General features: G+C 62.7%; 20 protein-coding genes. 8 read left to right on the forward strand and 12 right to left on the reverse strand.

The features are described from left to right. Entirely contained in the window at positions 1-1,332 is a 1,332-nt protein-coding gene (rhlE1, locus tag QN085_RS22495) for an RNA helicase RhlE1 (protein WP_013974320.1), read from the reverse strand. Positions 1,333-1,387: 55 nt separating this feature from the next. Beyond that, positions 1,388-2,308 carry a drug/metabolite exporter YedA gene (gene yedA, locus QN085_RS22500; protein ID WP_013974321.1) on the reverse strand — a complete coding sequence of 307 codons (921 nt, stop codon included), beginning with the start codon at positions 2,306-2,308 and terminating at the stop codon, positions 1,388-1,390. A 154-nt stretch (positions 2,309-2,462) separates the two neighbouring features. Between yedA and QN085_RS22505 the strand changes: the two genes are divergently transcribed. Further along, on the forward strand, positions 2,463-2,912 hold the full coding sequence (locus QN085_RS22505) for an Lrp/AsnC family transcriptional regulator (protein WP_013974322.1): 450 nt from the start codon (positions 2,463-2,465) through the stop codon (positions 2,910-2,912). Here the strand turns inward: QN085_RS22505 and QN085_RS22510 are convergent. The 3 genes from QN085_RS22510 to QN085_RS22520 form a co-directional block, all read right to left on the reverse strand. After that, positions 2,909-3,514 carry a 3'-5' exonuclease gene (locus tag QN085_RS22510; protein WP_013974323.1) on the reverse strand — a complete coding sequence of 202 codons (606 nt, stop codon included), beginning with the start codon at positions 3,512-3,514 and terminating at the stop codon, positions 2,909-2,911. The two genes, QN085_RS22505 and QN085_RS22510, sit on opposite strands and share 4 nt — an antisense overlap. Before the next feature lie 8 nt (positions 3,515-3,522). Beyond that, entirely contained in the window at positions 3,523-4,002 is a 480-nt protein-coding gene (locus QN085_RS22515) for a LabA-like NYN domain-containing protein (protein WP_004576858.1), read from the reverse strand. Positions 4,003-4,164: 162 nt separating this feature from the next. Next, on the reverse strand, positions 4,165-4,920 hold the full coding sequence (locus QN085_RS22520) for a DUF2076 domain-containing protein (protein ID WP_013974324.1): 756 nt from the start codon (positions 4,918-4,920) through the stop codon (positions 4,165-4,167). A 166-nt stretch (positions 4,921-5,086) separates the two neighbouring features. Here QN085_RS22520 and QN085_RS22525 point away from each other — a divergent pair, with 166 nt between their 5' ends. Continuing rightward, on the forward strand, positions 5,087-5,743 hold the full coding sequence (locus tag QN085_RS22525; RefSeq protein ID WP_013974325.1) for a YciC family protein: 657 nt from the start codon (positions 5,087-5,089) through the stop codon (positions 5,741-5,743). An 87-nt stretch (positions 5,744-5,830) separates the two neighbouring features. Then, positions 5,831-6,325: a hypothetical protein gene (locus tag QN085_RS22530; protein WP_023662659.1), complete on the forward strand. Its 495-nt coding sequence runs from the start codon at positions 5,831-5,833 to the stop codon at positions 6,323-6,325. Positions 6,326-6,476: 151 nt separating this feature from the next. Here the strand turns inward: QN085_RS22530 and hrpB are convergent, their stop codons facing one another. Next, positions 6,477-9,005 (reverse strand): ATP-dependent helicase HrpB, encoded by a 2,529-nt coding sequence (gene hrpB, locus QN085_RS22535; RefSeq protein ID WP_041506371.1) that lies wholly within the window; start codon positions 9,003-9,005, stop codon positions 6,477-6,479. Between the two features lie 116 nt (positions 9,006-9,121). Here hrpB and pmcY point away from each other — a divergent pair, with 116 nt between their 5' ends. Next, the gene (gene pmcY / locus QN085_RS22540) at positions 9,122-9,541 is read left to right on the forward strand and encodes a periplasmic Zn2+ metallochaperone PmcY (RefSeq protein ID WP_013974328.1); all 420 of its coding nucleotides are present in this window, start codon (positions 9,122-9,124) and stop codon (positions 9,539-9,541) included. 36 nt (positions 9,542-9,577) lie between these two features. Beyond that, complete coding sequence (locus QN085_RS22545) at positions 9,578-10,450, forward strand: cation diffusion facilitator family transporter (protein WP_013974329.1); 873 nt, start codon at positions 9,578-9,580, stop codon at positions 10,448-10,450. A gap of 77 nt (positions 10,451-10,527) precedes the next feature. Here QN085_RS22545 and QN085_RS22550 read toward each other — a convergent pair whose 3' ends face one another. Further along, a complete protein-coding gene (locus QN085_RS22550) occupies positions 10,528-11,313 on the reverse strand; it encodes a DUF6515 family protein (protein WP_023662474.1) in 786 nt (261 codons plus the stop codon). A gap of 395 nt (positions 11,314-11,708) precedes the next feature. Here QN085_RS22550 and QN085_RS22555 point away from each other — a divergent pair, with 395 nt between their 5' ends. Together QN085_RS22555 and QN085_RS22560 are read left to right on the forward strand one after the other, a co-directional pair. Next, positions 11,709-12,185 (forward strand): Lrp/AsnC family transcriptional regulator, encoded by a 477-nt coding sequence (locus QN085_RS22555; protein ID WP_003249795.1) that lies wholly within the window; start codon positions 11,709-11,711, stop codon positions 12,183-12,185. Positions 12,186-12,239: 54 nt separating this feature from the next. Beyond that, positions 12,240-12,443, forward strand: coding sequence for a DUF2788 domain-containing protein (locus QN085_RS22560; RefSeq protein WP_013974331.1), 204 nt, complete (start codon positions 12,240-12,242; stop codon positions 12,441-12,443). Positions 12,444-12,555: 112 nt separating this feature from the next. Here QN085_RS22560 and QN085_RS22565 read toward each other — a convergent pair whose 3' ends face one another. The 3 genes from QN085_RS22565 to QN085_RS22575 all read right to left on the reverse strand — a co-directional run bounded on the left by QN085_RS22565 (position 12,556) and on the right by QN085_RS22575 (position 16,488). Continuing rightward, on the reverse strand, positions 12,556-13,188 hold the full coding sequence (locus QN085_RS22565; protein ID WP_013974332.1) for a pseudouridine synthase: 633 nt from the start codon (positions 13,186-13,188) through the stop codon (positions 12,556-12,558). 6 nt (positions 13,189-13,194) lie between these two features. Continuing rightward, positions 13,195-14,658 carry an AMP nucleosidase gene (amn, locus tag QN085_RS22570; protein ID WP_015271928.1) on the reverse strand — a complete coding sequence of 488 codons (1,464 nt, stop codon included), beginning with the start codon at positions 14,656-14,658 and terminating at the stop codon, positions 13,195-13,197. A 177-nt stretch (positions 14,659-14,835) separates the two neighbouring features. Then, positions 14,836-16,488 (reverse strand): acyl-CoA dehydrogenase family protein, encoded by a 1,653-nt coding sequence (locus QN085_RS22575; RefSeq protein ID WP_041506370.1) that lies wholly within the window; start codon positions 16,486-16,488, stop codon positions 14,836-14,838. Positions 16,489-16,741: 253 nt separating this feature from the next. On the opposite strand from QN085_RS22575, the gene QN085_RS22580 reads away from it, so the two are divergent. After that, positions 16,742-18,148 (forward strand): PAAR domain-containing protein, encoded by a 1,407-nt coding sequence (locus tag QN085_RS22580; protein WP_013974335.1) that lies wholly within the window; start codon positions 16,742-16,744, stop codon positions 18,146-18,148. 591 nt (positions 18,149-18,739) lie between these two features. On the opposite strand, the gene QN085_RS22585 is transcribed toward QN085_RS22580, so the two are convergent. Then, a complete protein-coding gene (locus QN085_RS22585; RefSeq protein ID WP_031324670.1) occupies positions 18,740-19,000 on the reverse strand; it encodes a DUF3077 domain-containing protein in 261 nt (86 codons plus the stop codon). Positions 19,001-19,488: 488 nt separating this feature from the next. Continuing rightward, positions 19,489-21,477, reverse strand: a complete 1,989-nt coding sequence (locus tag QN085_RS22590) for a sensor histidine kinase (protein WP_013974336.1) — start codon at positions 21,475-21,477, stop codon at positions 19,489-19,491. Positions 21,478-21,546 lie beyond the last annotated feature (69 nt).

The following is a 21,546-nucleotide window of genomic DNA, read 5'->3' on the forward strand; positions in this document are numbered from 1 at the left end:
CTACGGCTTACGCTTGCGCGCCCCACCATTGAAGCTCGGCACCTTGCGCACTGCCTTCACCGCCGGCTCCGCACTGCCTGATTCAGCGCTGTCCATCCAGCGCCCCAAGCCGCGCTTGGCGCTGTTTTCCTTCGGCTTCTTGGGCTTCTTCGGCTTCTTGATCACCTGGCCACTGGCGTCGGTCATCGGCACCCGGTGGTCAGGGATGAAGTCCGGCTCTTCATGACGCGGCAGGGTCTGCCGCGTCAGCACTTCGATCGCCGCCAGCAGCTGCACTTCATCGGCACACACCAGCGAGATAGCCTCGCCCTTGTTGCCCGCCCGCCCGGTACGCCCGATGCGGTGCACGTAATCCTCAGCAACGATCGGCAGGTCAAGGTTGACCACCAGCGGCAAGTCATCGATATCCAGGCCGCGGGCCGCCACATCGGTCGCCACCAGCACCTGGATTTCGCGGGCCTTGAAGCTGTCCAGCGCGCGCTGGCGAGTGGCCTGCGGGCGGTCACCGTGGATACCGTCGGCATTCACACCCTCGGCCAGCAAGCGCTCCACCAGTTGATCGACGCCATTACGGGTCTTGGCGAACACCAGCACCTGCTTCCAGCGCTGCTTGCGCAGCAGGTGGCAGAACAGGTCGACCTTGCGTTTTTTATCCACAGGCACCAGCCACTGCTTGACGCTGGTGGCCGTGGCATTGCGCGGGCTGACTTCGATGCTCAGCGGGTCGTTCAGGGCTAGCCCCGCCAGCATGCGGATCTGGTCGGAAAAAGTGGCGGAGAACAGCAACGTCTGGCGCTTGCGTGGCAGCGCGGCGTACACCGACTGCAGCTCTTCGGCAAAGCCCAGGTCGAGCATGCGGTCGGCTTCGTCCAGCACCAGGGTCTGCACCTGGTTGAACTTCACGGCGTTCTGCCGGAACAGGTCGAGCAAGCGCCCCGGGGTGGCCACCAGCAGGTCGACGCCACGGCGCAGGCGCATCATCTGCGGGTTGATGCTGACCCCGCCATACACCGCGTAGGTGCTCAGCGGCAGGTTCTCGGCATACTCGCGCACATTGTTGTGCACCTGCTCGGCCAACTCACGAGTGGGCACCAGCACCAGCGCGCGGATCGAGTTGCTGGCCACCTTTTCGCCTTCCAGCGCCAGGCGCTGCAGCACAGGCAGGGCAAAGCCCGCGGTCTTGCCGGTGCCGGTCTGGGCCGCGGCCATCAGGTCGCGGCCGGCCAGCACAGCGGGGATGGCCTTGGCCTGCACCGGGGTCGGGGTGGTGTAGTCCAGTTGCTGCAGGGTGCGCAGCAGCGGTTCGATCAGGCCGAGTTTGGCGAAATTCATGGCAATACCGTCAGGGGGTTCAGCGAAGGCGGCAAGTTTACCGCATCACCCCTGCCTACTTGCAGATTTCGCCTTTCAACGGCTGCGACGGCTCAGGTGCCTTGCGCCACTGCGGCAGGCCGATCAGCACCACCGCGCCGATGATCACCGCCATGGCCACACATTCTTCGGCACCAATCTGCTCACCGGCAAAGACGATGCCCAGCAGCACGGCCACCGCCGGGTTGACGTAGGCATAGCTGGTGGCAGCTGCGGGGCGCACGTGCTTGAGCAAGTACATGTAGGCACTGAACGCCAGGATCGAACCGAAGAACACCAGGTAGGCCAGTGCCCCCCAGCCGGCAGCGGTCGGCATCTGCGTCATGCGCTCGCCAGACAGCGCGCTGCCGAGCAGCAACACAGCGCCACCAACGAGCATTTCCGCGGCGCTGGCCATGGGCCCCTGGGGCAGCGGCAAGGTCTTGCTCCACACCGAGCCGAACGCCCACGACGCCGCCGCAAAGATGATCAGCGCCGCGCCAATCGGGCTTGCCTGAAGGTTGGAGCCCAGGTTCAGCAGGCCGATACCCACCAACCCGAGGGCGATCCCCGCCCACTCCAGCTTCGAATTGCGGTGCCCGAACAGCAGGCCGAACAGCAACGTGAACAGCGGCACCGTCGCCACCGCCAGCGCAGCGACGCCAGAGGCCACACCGGCATGCTCGGCCACGGTCACGCCGCCGTTACCACAGCTGAGCAGCAGGAAACCGATCGCCCCCGCAGCCCGCCACTGCGGCCAGGTCGGTGCCGGCACACCGCGCCAGCGCAAGAAGCCATACAGCAGGCCCCCGGCAATCAGGAAGCGCACCCCGGCCATGAGCATCGGTGGCCAGCTCTCGACGCCTATGCGAATGAACAGGTAGGTGGAGCCCCAGACCAGGTACAAGGCCAGGAAAGCGCCAATGAGCAACAACGGGAAGCGACGGGAGGCAGGCATGGGAAACACTCGAAATCCGTTTACGGGTGGCTTAGTTTAGAAAGGCCATCGTGTAAACTTAAGTTACAAAACAGCTTTAAATTACCCGAACACTTTGCATTGCATGGTTATTCGGATGCTTTTCAATCGAATCGAAACCAGGCAGGAATAACCCATGGACAAGTACGACCGCATGCTGCTCGCCGCCCTGCTCGACAATGGCCGCGCCACCTTCGCGCAACTGGCGCGCCAGGTGAACCTGTCGGCGCCGGCGGTGGCCGAGCGGGTGGCCAAGCTCGAGGCCAGCGGGGTTATCACCGGCTACCAGGCCAAGGTCGACATGAGCAAGATCGGCCTGCCGATCCAGTGCGTGATCGAACTGCGCCTGGCCAGCCACGGCAACCAGCAGGCCTACGAAGCGTTGACCCAGATCCCCCAATTGACCGAATGCCATCGGGTAACCGGCGACCCCTGCGTCATCATGCAGGCAGCGGTGGGTTCGATGCCGGAGCTGGAAGAGCTGATCAACCGGGTCGCGCAGTTCGGCTTCAGCAAGACCTCGATCATTCTCTCAAGCGCTGTGGAGCGGCGGGTACCGCTGGGGCAACTGGAGAAGAAGCCCTAACAGTACCTGGCCAGAGCTTCACGAACCTTGGCGGCCGGGGTTTTCTGCAGGCGGCAGAGCAGGTCGTGCGAAAGCTGCTGTACACCGTGGCTCTGGCGCAGCACGCCAGCCAAGTGTTGCAGCAGGTTGGCGGCCATTTCGGCATCGGCCATGGCACGGTGCGCGGTACCGGTATCCGGCAGCCCGGCCCAGCGGGTCAAGGTGCCCAGCTTGTGGTTCGGTGCCGCCGGCAAAAGGCGCCGTGACAGCAGCAGGGAACAGGCGAAGGCCTGGCTGCGGCTACGGCCGATGCGGCTCAGTTCGTAGTCCCAAAACTTCTGGTCGAAGGCGGCATTGTGTGCCAGCAGCGGGGTACCACCAACGAACTCGGCCACTTCGTTCATCACCTTGTCCACCGGCGGCGCACTGCGCAGCATGGCGGTGGTGATGCCAGTGAGCCCGGCGACGAAGGCCGGTACCGGCACGCCCGCGTTCATCAAGCTCTGATAGCGCTCGACGATGCGCCCGCCCTCCAGCATCACCACCGCCACCTCAGTGGCGCGGCAGCCGGCGCCGGGGCTGATGCCGGTGGTTTCAAAGTCGATGACAGCGATACGTTCCATGAAAAATCTCAGTGTTTTAGCAACAGCGCACCCTCGATGGGCACATAACGGGTGGCGGCACGGATCAGCGACAGTGCGGTAAGCCCGGGCACACCATACACCACTGCCTCGGTGCCATGGCGCTGTATCACCCGCTCCAGCAGCAGATCGAAATCGCCGTCGCCGGAGGCCAGTACCACTTGGTCGACGCGGCTGGCGGCGTCGATCACATCCAGGGTAATACCCACATCCCAGTCACCTTTGGCCGAGCCATCGCTGCGCTGGATGAAGGGCTTGAGGCGCACATCGAAACCGAGATTGCGCAGGATCTGCTGGAACTGCTGCTGCTTGCTGTCGCCCCGGTCGATGGCATAGGCCACGGCCTCGACGATCTGGCCTTCGCGGCTGACATCGGCCCACAGGGCGGTGTAGTTGAAATGGCAGCCGTGGGCCTGGCGCACGGTGTAGTAGAGGTTCTGCACATCGGCGAACAGCGCGATCTTTTTCACCTTGGAACCCCTTGGTCGGCCTGGAATGCTGGGGGCTGCCTTGCAGCCCTTTCGCGACACAAGGCCGCTCCTACAGGGGTTCGCGTACCCTTGCAGGAGCGGCCTTGCGTCGCGAAAGGGGCGCAAAGCGCCCCTAAAATTGCCAGCAGTATGCCAGACCTGTCAGACGTACGAATCGTCGTCCGAGAAGAACCCGCCATCATCGCTGCCATAATCGCTGTCGGCATAACCACCCTGGTCGCTGCCCCAACCACTGTTGTCAGCCACCTGCTGCTGCGCCCCCGAGTCGTTCCAGCCTCCGCTGTCGCTGGCAGGCGCCGGCTCTTCCTTGATCACCTCTACCACCTCCTCCGGCTGCGAGTTGTGGTTGAACAGGCTGCTGATGCCCTGCGCCAGCAACACACCACCCGCCACACCGGCCGCAGTCTGCATCGCACCGCCGAGGAAGCTGCTGGCACCACTGCGTGCCGGCGCAGCACCGAAGCCAGGCTGCTGCACTTGCGGCTGGGAAAAGCCCGGCGCCAACGGCTCACGCCAGCCACCGCCAGATGCCACGGGGGCTGCAGCGGGACGCTGCGGTTGCACGGCCGGGGCCGCATTGCGCCCAGACGAACCAAAGATGCTGGACAGGAAACCACCACCGCCATTGCTCGGCGCGCTGCCGGCACGGGCGGCCTCGGCCTGGGCACGGGCCTGCTTCAGTTCGGCTTCCAGTTGCTTGTTCTGCTCGTCGAGGCGCTTGATCGCAGCCTCCTGCACCAGGATCGCCTGGGCCATGTAATAAGGCGCCGCCGGCTGCTGACGCACATGTTCCTCGATGCATGCCTGGGCCTGCGCATCACGTGGCTGGCTCGGGTCTTCGGCTTGCTTGAGGCGGCCGAACAGGCCGTCGATCAGGGTTTGTTCTTCAGTATTCATGGGGCGACCTCGTGGGGTAGCGGACAACGGACAGCGTCAAAGATGGGGCGTACAGGCGTGGGATTCAATCACCGGCGGCGTGAAACTTTTTTCAGCAAGTGACAGCCCCAGGCCTGCTTTGGGCTAAAGTTATGCCCCTGTTTTTACTGCCATGCGATGTAGACCGATGAACCCGCTGAGCGTCCTGCGCGACTCCCTGTACTTCTTCCGCCGCCACCTGCCGAACATCCTCCAGCTGTGCCTGCCGCTGGTGGTGCTGGAAGCCTTGCTCACCCAGCTGCTGTACCGGCAGATGGGCGACCAGGCATCGCCGGCCTACGGCATGCTGATCAGCCTGCTGTTCTACCCGCTGTACAGCGCCGCGCTGATCTTGTACCTCGACACCCGCAGCAACGGCCAGGAAATCGCCAAGCGAGACCTGTTCGCCCGCGCCGTGCAACTGTGGCCGCAGCTGGCCCTGCTGATCCTGATCAGCTCGCTGCTGATCATGGCCGGCCTGGCGCTGTTCATCTTCCCGGGCGTGTGGATCATGATCAACCTGGTGTTCGCCGAGTACCTGCTGGTACTGCGCGGCCTGCCGGTGGTGCAGTCGATGCGCGAGAGCGCACGCATGACCACAGGACACTTCATGCGCATCATGATCTGCGTGCTGGGGGTGCTGGCACCGATCTGGCTGATCGACGGGCTATTGCTGATGGCTTTTCCCGAACCCGCAGCGGGTGCCCAACTGGCCATGGACAGCCTGAGCGGCTTCCTGCAGCTGTTCAGTACCGTGGTGCTGTATCGCCTGTTCATGCTGCTGGAAGGTGAAGCCGGGGCTTGAGGCGTCTGGGAAAATCTTCATTCTGCTCGCACGCCCGACGGTGGCATTAGTGTAAACACACCTTCAATGCCATTAGAGGAAAACGTCATGGAGCAAACAATCAGCACTCAATATGCCGAATCGTTTCGAGGCCGGCTTTTAATGCGCCTCGACGATAGTTATGCCAATACTCGGCTTAGTCGTAGTGGCGACAAAACTGATGATAGTTTCTTTGATTTCTCCCCTGGGGATGATTGGTTAATATTGGGCGGACGCACGCTGCCGCCACTGTTGGAGTTCCGTTATATCTCCAAAACCGAAGATCGCCTGCATTATCACATCCACCTTTGGGGACAACCAGACAAGAAGTTGGGTGTCAGCCGCAATGGCTACCTCGGCTTCTACAAGTATGCCGAAGTCACCGATTACTGGGTGATCGAGCCGCTGCACCTGCTCAATGGATCTCTCATCTGTCATCTGCGAGACCAAAGCGGGCAGAGCGTGGGCGCCATTGACTACAAACGAGACGAGTACCAAGAAACGTTAGCCCCGCTGAATGTCAAGAAAGGTCAGATCGTCACCTTCGACCTGACGAAATATTAATTCATAGGGAGCACATCGATGAAGCGCACATATATTTGGGCTTCTTAGCCTTCACAAATTTTCTTTGGCCGAATCACATGATTCATGAAGACAGCCAGATCTCTAACCCTCTGAACAAGGCAACCGATCTGGCTACCGCTCTGCGTCACATTCAAGTGCCGCGCGGCTTCGCCCGCGCGGTCGCATCGGCCACCAAGGGGTCATCCGGCCAATAGTGCTTGGGATAACGCCCTTTCAAATCCTTCTTAACCTCGGTATACGTCGTGCGCCAGAAGTTGGCCAGATCCTGGGTCACTTGTACCGGCCGCCGTGCCGGTGACAACAAATGCAACTTCACTTGCTGACGGCCTTGGGCAATACGCGGAGTATCGGCAAGGCCGAAGAGTTCCTGCAGACGCACGGCGAGAATCGGTGGGTTTTCACTGTAGTCCAGGCGAATGTTCGAGCCGGAGGGCACCGCCAGATGCGCCGGTGCCCATTCTTCCAGGCGCTGGGGCAATGGCCAAGGCAGCAGATTGCGCAAGATCGAGGACACATCCAGGGCGGCGAAATGGCTCAGCCGCGAGACCTTGCCCAAGTATGGCTGCAGCCAGTCTTCCAGGGTCGCGAGCAGCGCTTCGTCCCCCAGGTCAGGCCATTCGCTTTGCCCCTCTTTGTCCAGATCAAGCTGACGTAACAGCGCCACCCGCGCTTGCCATTGGCGAAGTTCCGGGGTCCAGGTCAACAGGTTCAGGCCCTTGCGCCGCACCAGGCCAAGCAACGCTTTGGCGCGGGCATCGTCATCCAGGTTGGGTAACGGTTCACGACCCAGCACCAGCTCGCCGACCTTGGTCTGGCGTTCGGCACGCAGCACCTGCTCACGCTCGTCCCAATCAAGAATATCGACTCGCTCGACCTGTTCGGCCAGCACGCCCTCGAACAGCGCCGGATCGAACTCGGCGGCCAGATAGATGCGTTCTTCGCGCTGGCCCTGGCGGCTGCCCAGGTCGGCGATCACCAGCCACGGGCACTTCATCAGTGCATCGACTTCGGCAAACAGCGCCGCCCGGCCGTTCGCCAGCCGATATTCCGCCCCCCCTTCGCGGCGCTGCTGAGCGACGCGGTCGGGATAGGCCAGCGCCAGCAGCGCGCCCAGCCAGCGCGGGTGATCAGGGTCCACAACCGGCGCGCCTGGTTTGCCACGCAGCAGACCACGGTACTGGCGGGCCAATTGGCGCGCACGCTGCACACCACCGTGGCTGCCACGGGCGGCCCTGCTCTCGCCACTGACCAGCGCCAGCCGGCTGTGCAAGTCGGCGCCACCGCCGCGCTGGATATCCCGCTCGCCCAGCAGCGCAGCCACATCACAGGCCATCTGTGCCAGGCCCAGGGCCTGGCCGCGCAACAGCAAATGCGCAATACGTGGATGCGCGGGCAGCTCGGCCATGGCCAGGCCGTGTTCGCTGAGGTTGTCACGGCTGCCGGGCTTGAAGGCATTGAGCCGTGCCAGCAGGTCCTGGGCCTGGGTGAAGGCAGCAGTGGGGGGCTGGTCGAGCCAGCGCAGCTGCTCGGGCGTAACGCCCCAGCGTGCCAGTTGCAGGGCCAGGCCGGCCAGGTCGGCCTGCAGGATCTCGGCGCTGCCGTGTGCGGCCAGCTGGTCATGCTGGGCCTCGGACCACAGGCGATAGCACACGCCGGGCTCCAGGCGGCCAGCACGGCCAGCGCGCTGAGTGGCACTGGCGCGAGAGATACGTTGGGTGTCCAGACGAGTCATGCCGCTGCCGGGGTCGAAACGCGGTACCCGGGCCAGGCCTGTGTCGATCACCACGCGCACGCCGTCGATGGTCAGGCTGGTCTCGGCAATGTTTGTGGCCAGCACCACCTTGCGCAGGCCCTTGGGCGCCGGGTCGATGGCCGCACGTTGGGCGTCGAGATCGAGCTCGCCATGCAGCGGGCAGAGCAGGACCTCGGGACGCTCGCCCAACGCTTCCTGCAGGCTCTGGTGAACCCGGCGGATCTCGGCCTGACCCGGCAGGAATACCAGCAAACTGCCGGTCTGGTCAGCCAGTGCCTGCAACACGCTGTCCACTACCCGAGGCTCGATGAACTCACCCGCCTGGAAAGGCCGCCCCCAACGGATGTCGACGGGGTGCATGCGGCCTTCGCTGCTTACCACCGGGGCATCATTCAGCAGCCGCGAAAGTCGCTCGCCCTCCAGGGTCGCGGACATCAGCAAAACCTTCAGCGGCGGATCGTCCCGCAGCAATTCCCGGCCATTCAGGCTCAATGCCAAGGCCAGGTCGGCATCAAGGCTGCGCTCGTGAAATTCGTCGAAGATCACCAGCCCCACACCCTCCAGCGCCGGGTCGGCCTGCAGGCGGCGGGTGAGGATGCCTTCGGTCACTACCTCGATGCGGGTTTTCGGCCCGACCTTGCTGTCCAGGCGGATGCGATAGCCAACGGTCTCGCCGACCTTTTCGCCCAGTTCGCTGGCCAGGCGCTCGGCCGCAGCCCGCGCTGCCAGGCGGCGGGGCTCGAGCATTAGAATGCTCTGCCCGGCCAGCCACGGCTCGTTGAGCAGCGCCAGCGGCACGCGGGTGGTCTTGCCCGCACCAGGTGGCGCCTCGAGCACCGCTTCGTCACGGTTATCCAGGGCCTGGCGCAGGGCGGGCAAGACAGCATCGATCGGTAATGAAATCATGGTGGTCCTCGAACAGTCCCGCGAGTATAACGGCGAACCCACCCTGCTCTATCATGGTCTTAGCTTCAGGTGCAGGCGCTTCGCTTGCCCTGCTGGATACCTTTTCGGAGATTTACATGCGCATCCCAACCCGCGTCATTGGTGGCGCCCTCATCGTCACCTTGCTGACCCAACTGACCGCCTGCGGCACCATTCTCTACCCGGAACGGCGCGGCCAGATCGGCGGCAAGATCGACCCAGTGGTTGCCGCAATGGATGCCATCGGCATCCTGTTCTACGTGATCCCGGGGCTGATCGCCTTCGGTATCGACTTTGCCACGGGCGCCATCTATTACTCAGGCGGGCGATCCGCCCAGGTTGACCCGGTCAAGCTGCGTGAAGCCGTGAGCCCCGATGGCAAGGTCGACAACCTGAAGTTGCAGGCCATTCTGGAAAGCGAACTGGGCCAGCGCCTGCCGCTGAACGACCCACGGCTGATCCAGCATCGCGGCAGCATCGAGCAGTTGGCCAGCCTGGGCCTGGTGCCTGCAGCCTGAAGCCTGAAGCCTGAAGCACAAGGACACTACCCACGGATGATGACCACCCCGGCTGAACACCAGCGCCTGTTACGCCTGGCCACGCGCGCATCGCTGGCGGTGGCCAGTATCCTGGTCCTGAGCAAGGCGCTGGCCTGGTGGCTGAGCGGCTCGGTCAGCCTGCTGGCCGGGCTGACCGACTCGGCACTGGATGCCGTTGCCTCGTTCCTCAACCTGCTCGCCGTGCACTATGCCCTGCGCCCGGCCGACGACGACCACCGATTCGGCCATGGCAAGGCCGAAGCCCTGGCCGGTATGGCGCAGGCGCTGTTCATCGGGGTCAGTGCGGTGCTGATCGGTGTGCAGGCGGTTGAACGCCTGCACACCCCGCAACCCTTGGGCGATACCGCCGTCGGTATCGGGGTAATGCTGCTGTCGCTGGTGCTGACCCTTGCGCTGTTGGCACTGCAACACAAGGTCATCCGCCTGACCGGCTCCACGGCGGTGCGGGCCGACTCCCTGCACTACCGCTCGGACCTGCTGCTCAACGGCAGCATCCTGCTGGCCCTGCTGCTGGCACGCTTTGGCTGGCCGCAACTGGATGCGCTGTTCGGCCTGGGCATCGCTGTCTATATCCTTTGGAGCGCGCTGCAGATCGCCCGGGAAAGCACGGCCATCCTGATGGATCAGGAACTGCCCGGCGATGTCGGCGAGGCCATGGCTGCGCTGGTGCTGGCCATTCCCGGGGTCAAAGGCGTGCACGACCTGCGTACACGGGTGTCGGGCAACCAGTGGTTCGTGCAGTTGCATCTGGAGATGCCGGGGCAGTTGCCGCTGCATGAGGCGCATGCCTTGTGCGTGGAGGCCTCGAAGGTGATCCGCCAGCGTTATCCACAGGCGGATGTGATGGTGCATGCGGATCCGGTGTGAATCAGTGAGCGTAACTGTAGGAGCGGGTTTACCCGCGAACACCGGCACAGCCGGTGCCATGCACCGCATGTCTTGCTTTAGTTGATGCTGTAGCCTCGGCCACTGAAGCACGCGCCCAGCGCCCGCCGGTAGTTGTCCGCCACATTGGCCGGCGGCGCATAAGTCGCCGTCGCCGGGTCGAACCCTGACTGGCTCACCGCCCAACGGTGGCACTGGTAACGGTCCTGGTCCTGCTGTTCCTGCCCTTGCCCATACATGGGGTAGGCCACCACATCATACCGACCACTTACAGGTGCGGGCGCGGCTAGCGGCGGATTGACCACCACGTACTCGCGGCTGTCGGCCAGGTACTGGTAATAGGTATCGGCCACCAGGAAGAACAGCGCCCCGCCCAACCAGACTTCCCGCGCATAAGGCGGCAGGTAGTCGACCCGCACGCCGTAGGGCGGGCTCACCACGACATAACGGCCACCATGGGGGCGATACCAGTAACCACCGGAGTAGAAATAGTCATCCCCACGGTAGGGCACTTTCCAGTAGCGGTCCGGGAAATGATCGATGGTGTACCCCGGGCGATAATGCGGCCCCGGCCCCCAGCCATTGCCATGACCATCAGGGCGCCCCTGCCAGTCACCGCCAGGCCGTTGCCCCGGGCCACCGGCTTCCCAGTGGCGGTTGTCGCCATGGCGGCGGGGAATATCCTGGTAATAGCCCTGCCGTGGCGGCTGGGTCTGCTGCACTTCGTCACGCGAATTGAGCGAGCGGCCCGGCGCCCCCTCGCCCGGCCCTTCGGCCATGGCCCCGAGACTGATGCTCACCCCCAACACACCAACACCTGCCAACTGCCAGATGCGCGACTTCATGCTGTTCCTCTCGGTAGAAAATACGGCAACCACAGCCAGTCTACCGCGCCTGTCACGCAGGCCAATTAAATTTCCGGACATGAAAAAAGGGAGGCCGCTGGGCCTCCCTTCAGGAATTGTCGTCCGTGCTCGGCACTTGTGGCGCCGGCTCACCTCACACCGTCTTCTGGAAGGTGTGTAGCCCGGGGGCCTGCAGATCCTGTTGGATGGCTGGCCGCGACCGCCCGCCTAGGGCGCGTCGCCGTGGACTGATGTCCGGGCAGTGATTCTGTGGATAAAGATACCGGACAGGATGCGACAGATGATTGCGAAGATTGCTCAGATAAATAGCACTTGCGCAATTTTTCACCCTGGATTGATAATTCATCGCAATCTGAACAGAAAAGGCATAACCCATGAGCAAACTTGACCGCTACGACCTGAGTATCCTCGCCGAATTGCAGCGCGATGCGCGCATTTCCAACCAGGAACTGGCCGAACGCATCGGCTTGTCGCCTTCGCCATGCTCGCGTCGGGTCAAGCAACTGGAGGACGATGGCTACATCTCGCGCCAGGTAGCCCTGCTCGACCGCAAGAAGCTGGGCCTGAGCCTGACTGCCTATGTGCTGATCGGCATGGACCGCCACACCCCGGAGCGTTTCGAAACCTTCGAGGCGGCCATCCGCAACCTGCCACAGGTGCTTGAATGCAGCCTGGTCACCGGCATGGATGCCGACTACCAGCTGAAGGTGGTTGTGCCCGACATGGACCACTACCAGAAACTGCTGCTAGGCAGCCTGACCCGCATTGAAGGCGTCACCAGCGTGCGTTCGAGCTTCGTGCTGAACCAGGTGCTGGCCAGCACCGAGCTGCCCTTGACCCACCTGCGTTAATTGCCTGCGCCAGCAGGCGTATAATCGGACGCTCAACCCGCCTGGAGAACACCGATGGATCCCGCCGTATTCGAAGAGTGGATGATGATCATCCTGGTCACCGTGCTGATCGGTTTCATGGGTTTCATCGTCTGGGACCTGGCGAAAAAGTCCAAGGCCGGGCGGTTCGGGACGCTGATCCTGTTCTTCGTGCTGGGGCTGGGGGTGTTGGCCTTTATCATCAAGAGCGTGGTGGTGGGGTTTCTCGAAGGGGTGTAGAAAATTCAAGGCCATTCGCGGGCACGCCCGCTCCCACAGGTCTGGCGCTGCACTTGAGGGCTGCACTATACCTGTGGGAGCGGGCGTGCCCGCGAATGGCCCTTGAACTGGACTAAAGCTTGGCGGCCACTTCGCGCCAGCACCCCTGCTCCAACCCATCCAGCGCCCAGTCGCCAATCCGCACCCGCACCAGGCGCAAGGTCGGCAACCCCACCGCAGCCGTCATCCGCCGCACCTGGCGGTTACGCCCTTCGCGAATCACCAGCTCCAGCCAGCTGGTCGGCACGCTCTTGCGAAAACGCACCGGCGGGTTGCGCGGCCACAGCGCCGGCTCGTCCAGGCGCCGCGCCTCGGCCGGCAAGGTCGGCCCATCGTTCAGTTCCACGCCATCGCGCAAGCGCCGCAACTGCTCCTCGCTCGGCTCCCCCTCCACCTGAACCCAATAAGTCTTGGCCAGCTTGTGCTTCGGGTCGGCAATGCGCGCCTGCAGGCCGCCATCGTTGGTTAGCAGCAACAGGCCTTCACTATCGCGGTCCAGCCGCCCGGCCGGGTACACACCGGGGATGTCGATGTAGTCCTTGAGCGTCGCGCGCCCGTCGCCGTCGCTGAACTGGGTCAGCACGTCGAACGGTTTGTTGAACAGGATCAGGCGCGGCTCGGCCGGTGGCGCCTTGGGCTGGCGACGCGGGCCGGTGGCAGGCCGCGCCTGGGGGCGGCGCGGCTTGGAACGGGGTGGCAGTGACATGGATCCTCAGCGGAACGGCGGCTCATCAAAGCTGCGCAGTTTACGCGAGTGCAGCGAGTTGAGCTCGGTGCGCAGCAGGTCGAGGGCGGCAATGCCGATCTTCAGATGCTGGCTGACCGCCCGGTTATAGAAGGCGTTGGCCGAACCCGGCAGTTTGATCTCGCTGTGCAGCGGCTTGTCGGACACACACAGCAAGGTGCCGTACGGCACGCGCAAGCGGTAACCCTGGGCGGCAATCGTACCGCTTTCCATGTCCACCGCCACGGCACGCGAGAGGTTGATCAGCGGCCGCTCCTGGGCCCAGCGCAGCTCCCAGTTGCGGTCGTCGTAGGTCAGCACAGTGCCGGTGCGCAGGCGCTTCTTCAGCTGTTCACCACGCTCGCCGGTGACCTGCGCAGCGGCTTCCTGCAAGGCCAACTGCACCTCAGCCAGGGCCGGAATCGGAATGTTCGGCGGCACTACCCGGTCGAGAATACCGTCACGGCGCATGTAGGCGTGTGCCAGCACATAATCGCCAATAGTCTGCGACTGCCGCAGGCCGCCGCAGTGGCCGATCATCAGCCAGCAGTGCGGGCGCAGCACGGCCAGGTGGTCGGTGATGTTCTTGGCATTGGACGGGCCGACACCGATGTTGACCAGCGTGACGCCGTCGCCGTCGGCGGCGATCAGGTGATAAGCCGGCATCTGGTAACGGTGCCAGACCACGCTGGCCACCAGGGCCTGGGTTTCACCGTGGTCCATGCCCTTTTCGATCACCACATTGCCTGGCAGGACCATGCGCACGAAGCGAGGGTCGTCACGCAATTGGTCGAGGCCGTGGCTGATGAACTGGTCAACATAGCGATGGTAGTTGGTCAGCAGGATCCACGGCTGTACATGGCGCCAGTCGCTGCCGGTGTAGTGCACCAGGCGGCGCAGCGAGAAGTCGACCCGCGCGGCATCGAACAGCGCCAGCGGCAGAGTCTCGGCACTGCCCCAGTCATACAGGCCGTCGGCGATGTTGTCGGTCGCAGCCGACAGGTCGGTGCTGGGGAACACCCGCGCCAGCTGCGCGGCGGTGATGCCGCTGCCGGCCAGTTCGTCGCCCTGGTCGACCACGTAGGGGTAAGGGATGTTCTGTTCACTGACGCCGACCTCTACCGTGACGGTGTAGTCGTGCATCAGCGGGCGCAGTTGCTCCAGCAGGTAGCCACGAAAAGCAGCCGGCTGGGTGATGGTGACGCTGTAGGTACCTGCCACCTGAACCTTGGCGTAGGCCCGCGTGGTGGCGGCGACTTCACCATGGCTGTAATAGGTCAGGCGCAGCGCCGGGTAGCGGAACAGGTCGCGCTCTTCGGCGCCCGGCTCGGTACGGTCCTTCAGGTAACGCTTGAGGGCCTGGCTAAGGGCCCCGGTGGCCTGGTCATGCAGGGCCGCCAGACGGTCGACGGCCTGTTCGGGGGTATCAACGACTACAAAAGCTTGGCTCACACTGTGCTTCCTGTCTGGACATGCATGTGAACCATCTTGCCTGCCTTCTTGGCTAAATACACCCCCATTGATCGGTGTTGCATCCATTCGCGGGCACGCCCGCTCCCACAGGATCTTCACTGCCCTCAAGTACGACGCAGTACCTGTGGGAGCGGGCGGGCCCGCGAAGAAGCCAGCTCAGTTCGCCCAGGCTGGCGTAGCCCTGGCCACCAATGCCTCCACATCCACACCCCGCGGCAACGCCCCGTACACGCGCCCGCCCCCCGTCAAGCGGCTGTCGATAAACGCATCACTGACCACCGCATTGCCCGCCTCCAGCAGCAGCTTGGCCTGCAGCGCCAGGGCAATATCCTCGGTCAGCTGCCGCGCGCGGTACTGCATGTCGCCAGTGTCGGCAAACGCCCCCTTGAGGTTGCCGATGTGCGCCGCCAGGCGCGGGTCCCCGTGCCCATCGCCCAGCTCGGCGAACAGCGCATCGAGCACGCCCGGCTCCTTGGACAAGGCCCGCAGTACGTCCAGGCATTGCACATTGCCCGAACCTTCCCAGGTCGAGTTGACCGGCGCTTCGCGGTACAGCCGTGGCAGGATGCTGTCTTCCACATAACCCGCCCCGCCCAGGCACTCGGCGGCCTCGTTGATCATGGCCGGCGCGCGCTTGCAGATCCAGTACTTGCCCACCGCCGTGACCAGCCGGGCGAAATGCGCCTGCTGCGGGTCTTCCAGCTGCTCCAGCGCCTGCCCCATGCGCAGGCTCAGGGCCAGCGCGGCCTCGCTTTCCAACGCCAGGTCGGCCAGCACGTTCTGCATCAACGGCTGCTCGCTCAGCAGCCGCCCGCCGACCTTGCGGTGCGCGCAATGGTGGGTCGCCTGGGTCAGCGCCTGGCGCATCAAGGCGCTGGAGCCGACCATGCAGTCGAAGCGGGTCATGGCCACCATTTCGATGATGGTCGGCACGCCCCGCCCTTCTTCCCCGACCATCCACGCCAGGGCACCGCGGAACTCCACCTCGCTGGAGGCGTTGGAACTGTTGCCCAGCTTGTTCTTCAGGCGCTGGATATAGAACTGGTTACGGCTGTCATCCGGACGGTGACGCGGCAGCAGGAAGCAGCTCAGGCCTTTTTCGGTCTGGGCCAGGGTCAGGAAGGCATCGCACATCGGCGCCGAGCAGAACCACTTGTGGCCGATCAGCTCGTAGGGCTGCCCCGGGCCCGCGGCGCCGACCGGATAAGCCCGGGTGGTGTTGGCGCGTACATCGGTGCCACCCTGCTTCTCGGTCATGGCCATGCCCAGGGTGACACCGGCCTTGTGACGGTCGCCGACGTTACGCGGGTCGTACTCGCAGGCGAGGATTTTCGGCAGCCAGTATTCGGCCAGTTCGGGTTGCAGCCGCAGCGCGGGCACGGCGGCGAAGGTCATGGTCAGCGGGCAGCCGGTACCGGCCTCGGCCTGGCTGTGAAGGTAGGTCATCGAAGCCCGCGCCACATGGGCGCCTGGGCGGGGTTCGGCCCATGGCAGCGACGGCAGGCCGTGCTCGACGGCGGTGCGCATCAGTTCGTGGTAGGCGGGGTGGAACTCGACCAAGTCGATGCGATGGCCGTAGCGGTCGTGGCTGCTGAACTCCGGCTTGTGCGCATTGGCCAGGAAGCCCGCCTGCATCAGCGGGCCGCCGGCCAGTGCCCCGTAGGCATCGATCCGCGATTCGGCCCAACCCGCACCGAAACGCCGCGACCATTCCTGTAGCGGCAGGTCGAGGCGGTAAAGATTGGCACCGTCGAGGGGCGGTGGCTGGTTGGTGACTTCGTGGGTTTCAGCGTACTGGTGCAGGTTCATCGGGGGCTCCTGGATCCGGGTAGCTTGAGAGCCCCAGTGAAGCACTCCCTGTGAGTCAGTCAAAGTGACATTAATGACTAAACATGTGGTGGGGGGCGCATGTCAGCCCTAACCGATTCCCGCACCGTCATCAAAAAGCGCTGTAGTCCAAATCCCTATCCATTGTAGGACCCTTCCTAAAACCTCCCCTACCTGAAAATACCCGCCTACAGGCTGCTAGGTTCCTGGCTCCCACTTTAAAAAGAGGCGAGCCATGAGCATGCGCATGAACATCTTCGGCCGAGGCCAGGGCCTGGACGGGGACGAAACCACCACTGGCGCCATCTGCATTGCCGGCCAGGCCAGGGGCCGTGTACACGGCAGCGAATGGCTGCTCAAAGGCGACAAGACCACCCCCTGCCCTCTCTGCGGCCAAGAAGGCACCCTCATCGAAGGCGAGTCCCGCTGGCAGCAGGACGGCATACCTACAGCTTTGGATGGAGCGCTGGTGCAATGCGGGTGCCCATTGGGCAGCAATCGCCTGATTGCGCGTGGGCATTCAGCTCCAGCGCCGCGCAGGGCGCCTGTACCTGAGGCCGTTCATGAGGCACCGCCACAGGCTCAAGCGAGTAATCAGGTAAGAAACAGCTATCAACTTGGGGCATTCCAGCCCTCGACCGCTGCGCAAGGCATGGAACCTGGCTTCTACATCGTTCCGCGTTGCATGACGTACCAGGAAGTCTTAGCAGAGCTCGGCGCGCCGCAGGCCAATTTGCCGAGTTCGATTCTGGAGAGACTGAACCCGACGTATGAACGTGGGTTCAAGGCAGGTGAGATCTTTGTCATTGGTGACGGTTTGCGGCGGCCGATGTGCACGCGTGAAGAACTGACTGCAATGAGTGCGGCGAAACAGGCGCGGGAAGCGTTGGCAGAACTGACGCCGGAGGAAGCCGAATTCATGATGCGCCATCAGGCCGAGATCGCCGGGCTGCTCAGCGATGTGAGTCTGACGATGGGTGTGAGCGAGGCGATGATTGGCAAGTCGCTGGATGAGCTCAACGACATACTGCGAAAAATTGAAGACTTGCATAAAGATCAATTCATTAAGCATGGACATCTTAGACACCCGGAGTTCTTTGCGGAACGTCAAAAACTGTTCAAGCAATTAAGTACAAACCTGAAAGCGACTCTCCTGAACAAGCGCCTCAATCTAGGAAATTATGAAAGCTTGCGCCGGGACTTAGGAATATCGTCAAGAAGCTTGGTGCACCACTGGAGTAAAGCGGGGGGAGCGACACACATCCCTGGTTACTCGACACATTTGGACAAGCTGGCCAAGATGGCAAAATATTTAAAAAACGGAGGACGTATTGGCATTGCTATTGGTGGAGGCGGATCTGCTCTGAAAATTTCAGAGGTGTGCAAAGAGGGCAATACAAATGCTTGTAAAAAAGTAAGCGTTACTGAGGCCGGCAATTTCTCCGGTGGCTTAGCTGGTGGCTGGTTGGCAGGAAAATTTGCGGGCAAAATCTCTGCAAAGGTTTGCTGGAGAGTTGGGCCCTACGCCGTGGCATGCGGAATAGTCATCACTGGCGGAGGCGCTTTGGCCGGCAGCATCGGCGGTATGGAAGCGGGTGAGGAGTTCGGCGAATTAGTCTTCGAGGTCTTTGGAGATGATTGATCATCTTGACGTCAAACTAAGGCTATTCCTGTTAGCCACTCCTATCTGCCTCGCCTTAATCGGGCTTGCATCTGATCTTCACATTGCATGCTCTCGCCAGTATAAAGAAATGACCTCAGCACTCCAACGGAGCGCGTGCCTCCCATTTGCGACCGGCATGTGGGGAGAGAAAAGAATAGGTTCCAGAATTCTAGTTATTTCTGTAATCGCGGGTGCCATTGGATCCCCCGCCTCAAGCATTCGGAGCGGACTATTGGATGAGAAAGACCACTTACAATTCCCTAGGCATTTAAGAAGAAAAATACTTATTGCATCCTCGCTAAACACCATTGGTGTTGCCTGGGTAGCGACATATTTCCTAATGAAACTGATTAAATGAGAGCTCCCGTATCTGCTGAATGCCCATCGCCGCTCTTTTAGGCTTTTTGTCGGCTTACGCACCATTAATGCAGTAACCCGCGATGCCTGGTCTTGCCTGAGGACACACCGCGGGGGACCCGCTTCCACGGAGATAGCGCATCTTTCAGTCTATGCACAACTCCTGTGGGAGCGGGTTCACCCGCGAAAGGGCCGGTACAGCTAGTACAAGAATCAGCGCATCAAGCCCAGCTCGGCATCATCCAGCAGCGCCTTGGCCATTGCTGCGAAGTAGTGCGAAGCCCACATCATTTGCTGGTCGCCATCCATCAAACCGGTCAGCGACAAGTCCCGCGCATAGCCCATCAGCTCCGAGGCCTGCTCACAGGCGCTGCGACAGGGGATGCCCTCGGCAATGCGGAATAGTGGATGGGTTTGGCCTTCGCCTTGGTAGAAGTAGGTAACGCCAGGGGTGGTTTTGGTTTCGTCGTTCATGAGTTCGGCACCATGGAGATATATGCCACCCATCCGTTTCCACACATAGGGGTGACAGCTGCACACGGGGTGGAAAACCAGGCATGGTGCGAACCCGGTAGGCCCAAAGGCCTCCCGCGTACAGCTGTCGTAACGACACGCACCATAGGTCTTGCCAGGTTTCCACACCCGATCGCTGAACCGTCAGCGACTGGAAAAGCCTAGAGCGCGGGATTTGCAGGAACAATCAGACGCGTGTCGACAGAGGTTGTAGGGTATTTCGCAGGGGATGGAGTTGCCAGTGCTGAAGCGTAGGAAGAGTCTGGCGTTGTTGTAGGAGTGCAGGTGCGGTCAGGGCATGTCTTGGGGGCCGCTTGCGGCCCTTCGCGGGCATGCCCGCTCCCACAGGGATCGCGCATTGCCCGAACTCAGCGCCAAACCTGTGGGAGCGGGCGTGCCCGCGAAGGGCTGCAAAGCAGCCCCAACAAAGCCTGCGGAAACGAAAACCTCTAAAGCAACCGTCGCGTCTGCAGAACATTCGATGCCATCTGCACCTGCGCAATAGCCATGTTCAAACTCAACTCGAACCGGCTCCCCAACCCCCGCGTCGACTCATGCGACAACCGTGCCCCCAGCAATTCCCCCATCTGCCGGCAGATCGACAAACCAATCCCCAGCCCGCCGTAACGCCGGGTCATCGAGCCATCCACCTGGAAGAAGCGCTGGTACAGGGTCGCCTGATCGAGATCATCGAAGCCGATACCGCTGTCGCTGACCATGAAGGTCAGCGCCAAGTCGTCAGGCCCCACCCGGCGCCCGCGCACCTGGATCATCACCCCGCCCTGGTGGGTGAACTTCAAACCGTTGTCCACCAGGCACCCCAGGCAGCGGGCCAGCTTCTGAGCATCGCCCAGCAACCCGTCCGGCACATCGGCCGGGATGTCCAGGCTCAGGTACAAGCCTTTGCCCAAAGCCTGCCCGGCATAACCGGCACGTACGCCCTGCAGCAGGTCACGCAGGCTGAATGGCGCCGGCTGCGCGCGCAGGCGGCCGGCCTGCAGTTCGGACAGGGTCAGGATGGCATCGACCATATCCATCATGCCCTGGGCCGAGCCCACCGCCGTGCGGTGGTACTGGGCCATCTCGGCCTCCATCGGCAGGGTATGCATCAGCTCCAGCGAGCCGATCACGCCATTCATCGGTGTGCGCAGTTCATGGGTCACGCTGGCCAGGAATTCATCTTTCAGCCGGTTGCTCCTGGCCAGTTGCAGGTTCAGTTGTTCCAGCGTGCGCCCGGTGTCGCGCAAGGTCTGCGCCTGCTGCTCGCGCAGGCTGTTGATGCGGTCAGCCAGCGCCAGCGACAGCAAGGCCACCTCAAGCGCCGACCCCAGCTGGCTGGCATACATGGTGATGAACACGTTCGGCAGGTAGCCCAACACCATCAGGGTGTTGACCAGCCCACCGAGCAGGAACGCAGTCCAGGCGATGATGAACCAGCGTGCCACGCGCAAGCCACGCCACCAGGCATACAGCCCGGCAGCGAAGATGCTCACGGTAAACAGCAACGCCAGCACCGTGGCCATGCGCAAAGCGACACCGTAGCGCATGGTCACCGCCAGCACCATGACCAGCGCGCCACCCAGCATCAGCAACTGCAGCAGCCGATCGAAAGCACGGCTGATGCTGCCAAGTTGCAGGAAATGCCGGGCGAACTGGCAACCGAACAGGCCTGCGGAACCGATGAACAACGGCGTCGAGGCATTTGCCCACCACGGGCTGTCCGGCCAGAAGTAGGCCACACCGGCGCCATTAACCGACACCTGGTAAAAGCCGAACGAGGCGATATAGAGGATGTAATAGAGGTAGCTGACGTCGCGCACGCTGAGGTAGATGAACAGGTTGTACACCAGCATCACCAGCAGCACGCCATAGATTATCCCCAGCACATACAGGCGCGTAGGCTGCTCCTCCATGTAGGCCTGGGCGGACCACAGCGCCAGCGGCGCCTGCACCGAGCCCTGGCTGTGCAGACGCAAGTAGGCGGTGGTCACCTGGCCAGGCTGCAGCTGCAGTTCGAACAGGTAGTTGTTCTGCAGTATTTGACGGCTGTGGTAGGGCAAGGCGTCGCCGGTACGCCGGGCCAGGCGGTAACTGCCGCTGCCGTCGGGCAGGTAGAGCTCGAGGTGATCCAGCGGTGGGTAGGCCAACTCCAGCAGCCATTGCCGTGGGGCGGCGCCAGGCGCGGCTACAGGGCGCAGTTCGACCTTGAGCCAGAACACCGAGGTGGAATAACCGGCGTTCAACACGTCTTTGTGGTGGGGGCGAAAATGCTTGGCGAAATCAGGGGCACTGACCTGGGTGATGCTGGCACTGCCATCGGGGTCTTCATAAACCTGCATGGCCTTGCCCAGCGGAAGATGCCGGGTAGCTGCGTCGAAATCGACTGCCCCGGCCAGCGCGGGCAGCAAGCCCAGAAGCACAATCAGCAAATAGCGCATACAGCCCCAGCATGGCCTGTCCAGTCGAGTCGCGGTTGCCTCCCATCCGTTTGAGACGACACGATCCGG

This window comes from Pseudomonas sp. M2(2023), from assembly GCF_030263955.1.
Classification (GTDB): domain Bacteria; phylum Pseudomonadota; class Gammaproteobacteria; order Pseudomonadales; family Pseudomonadaceae; genus Aquipseudomonas; species Aquipseudomonas asiatica.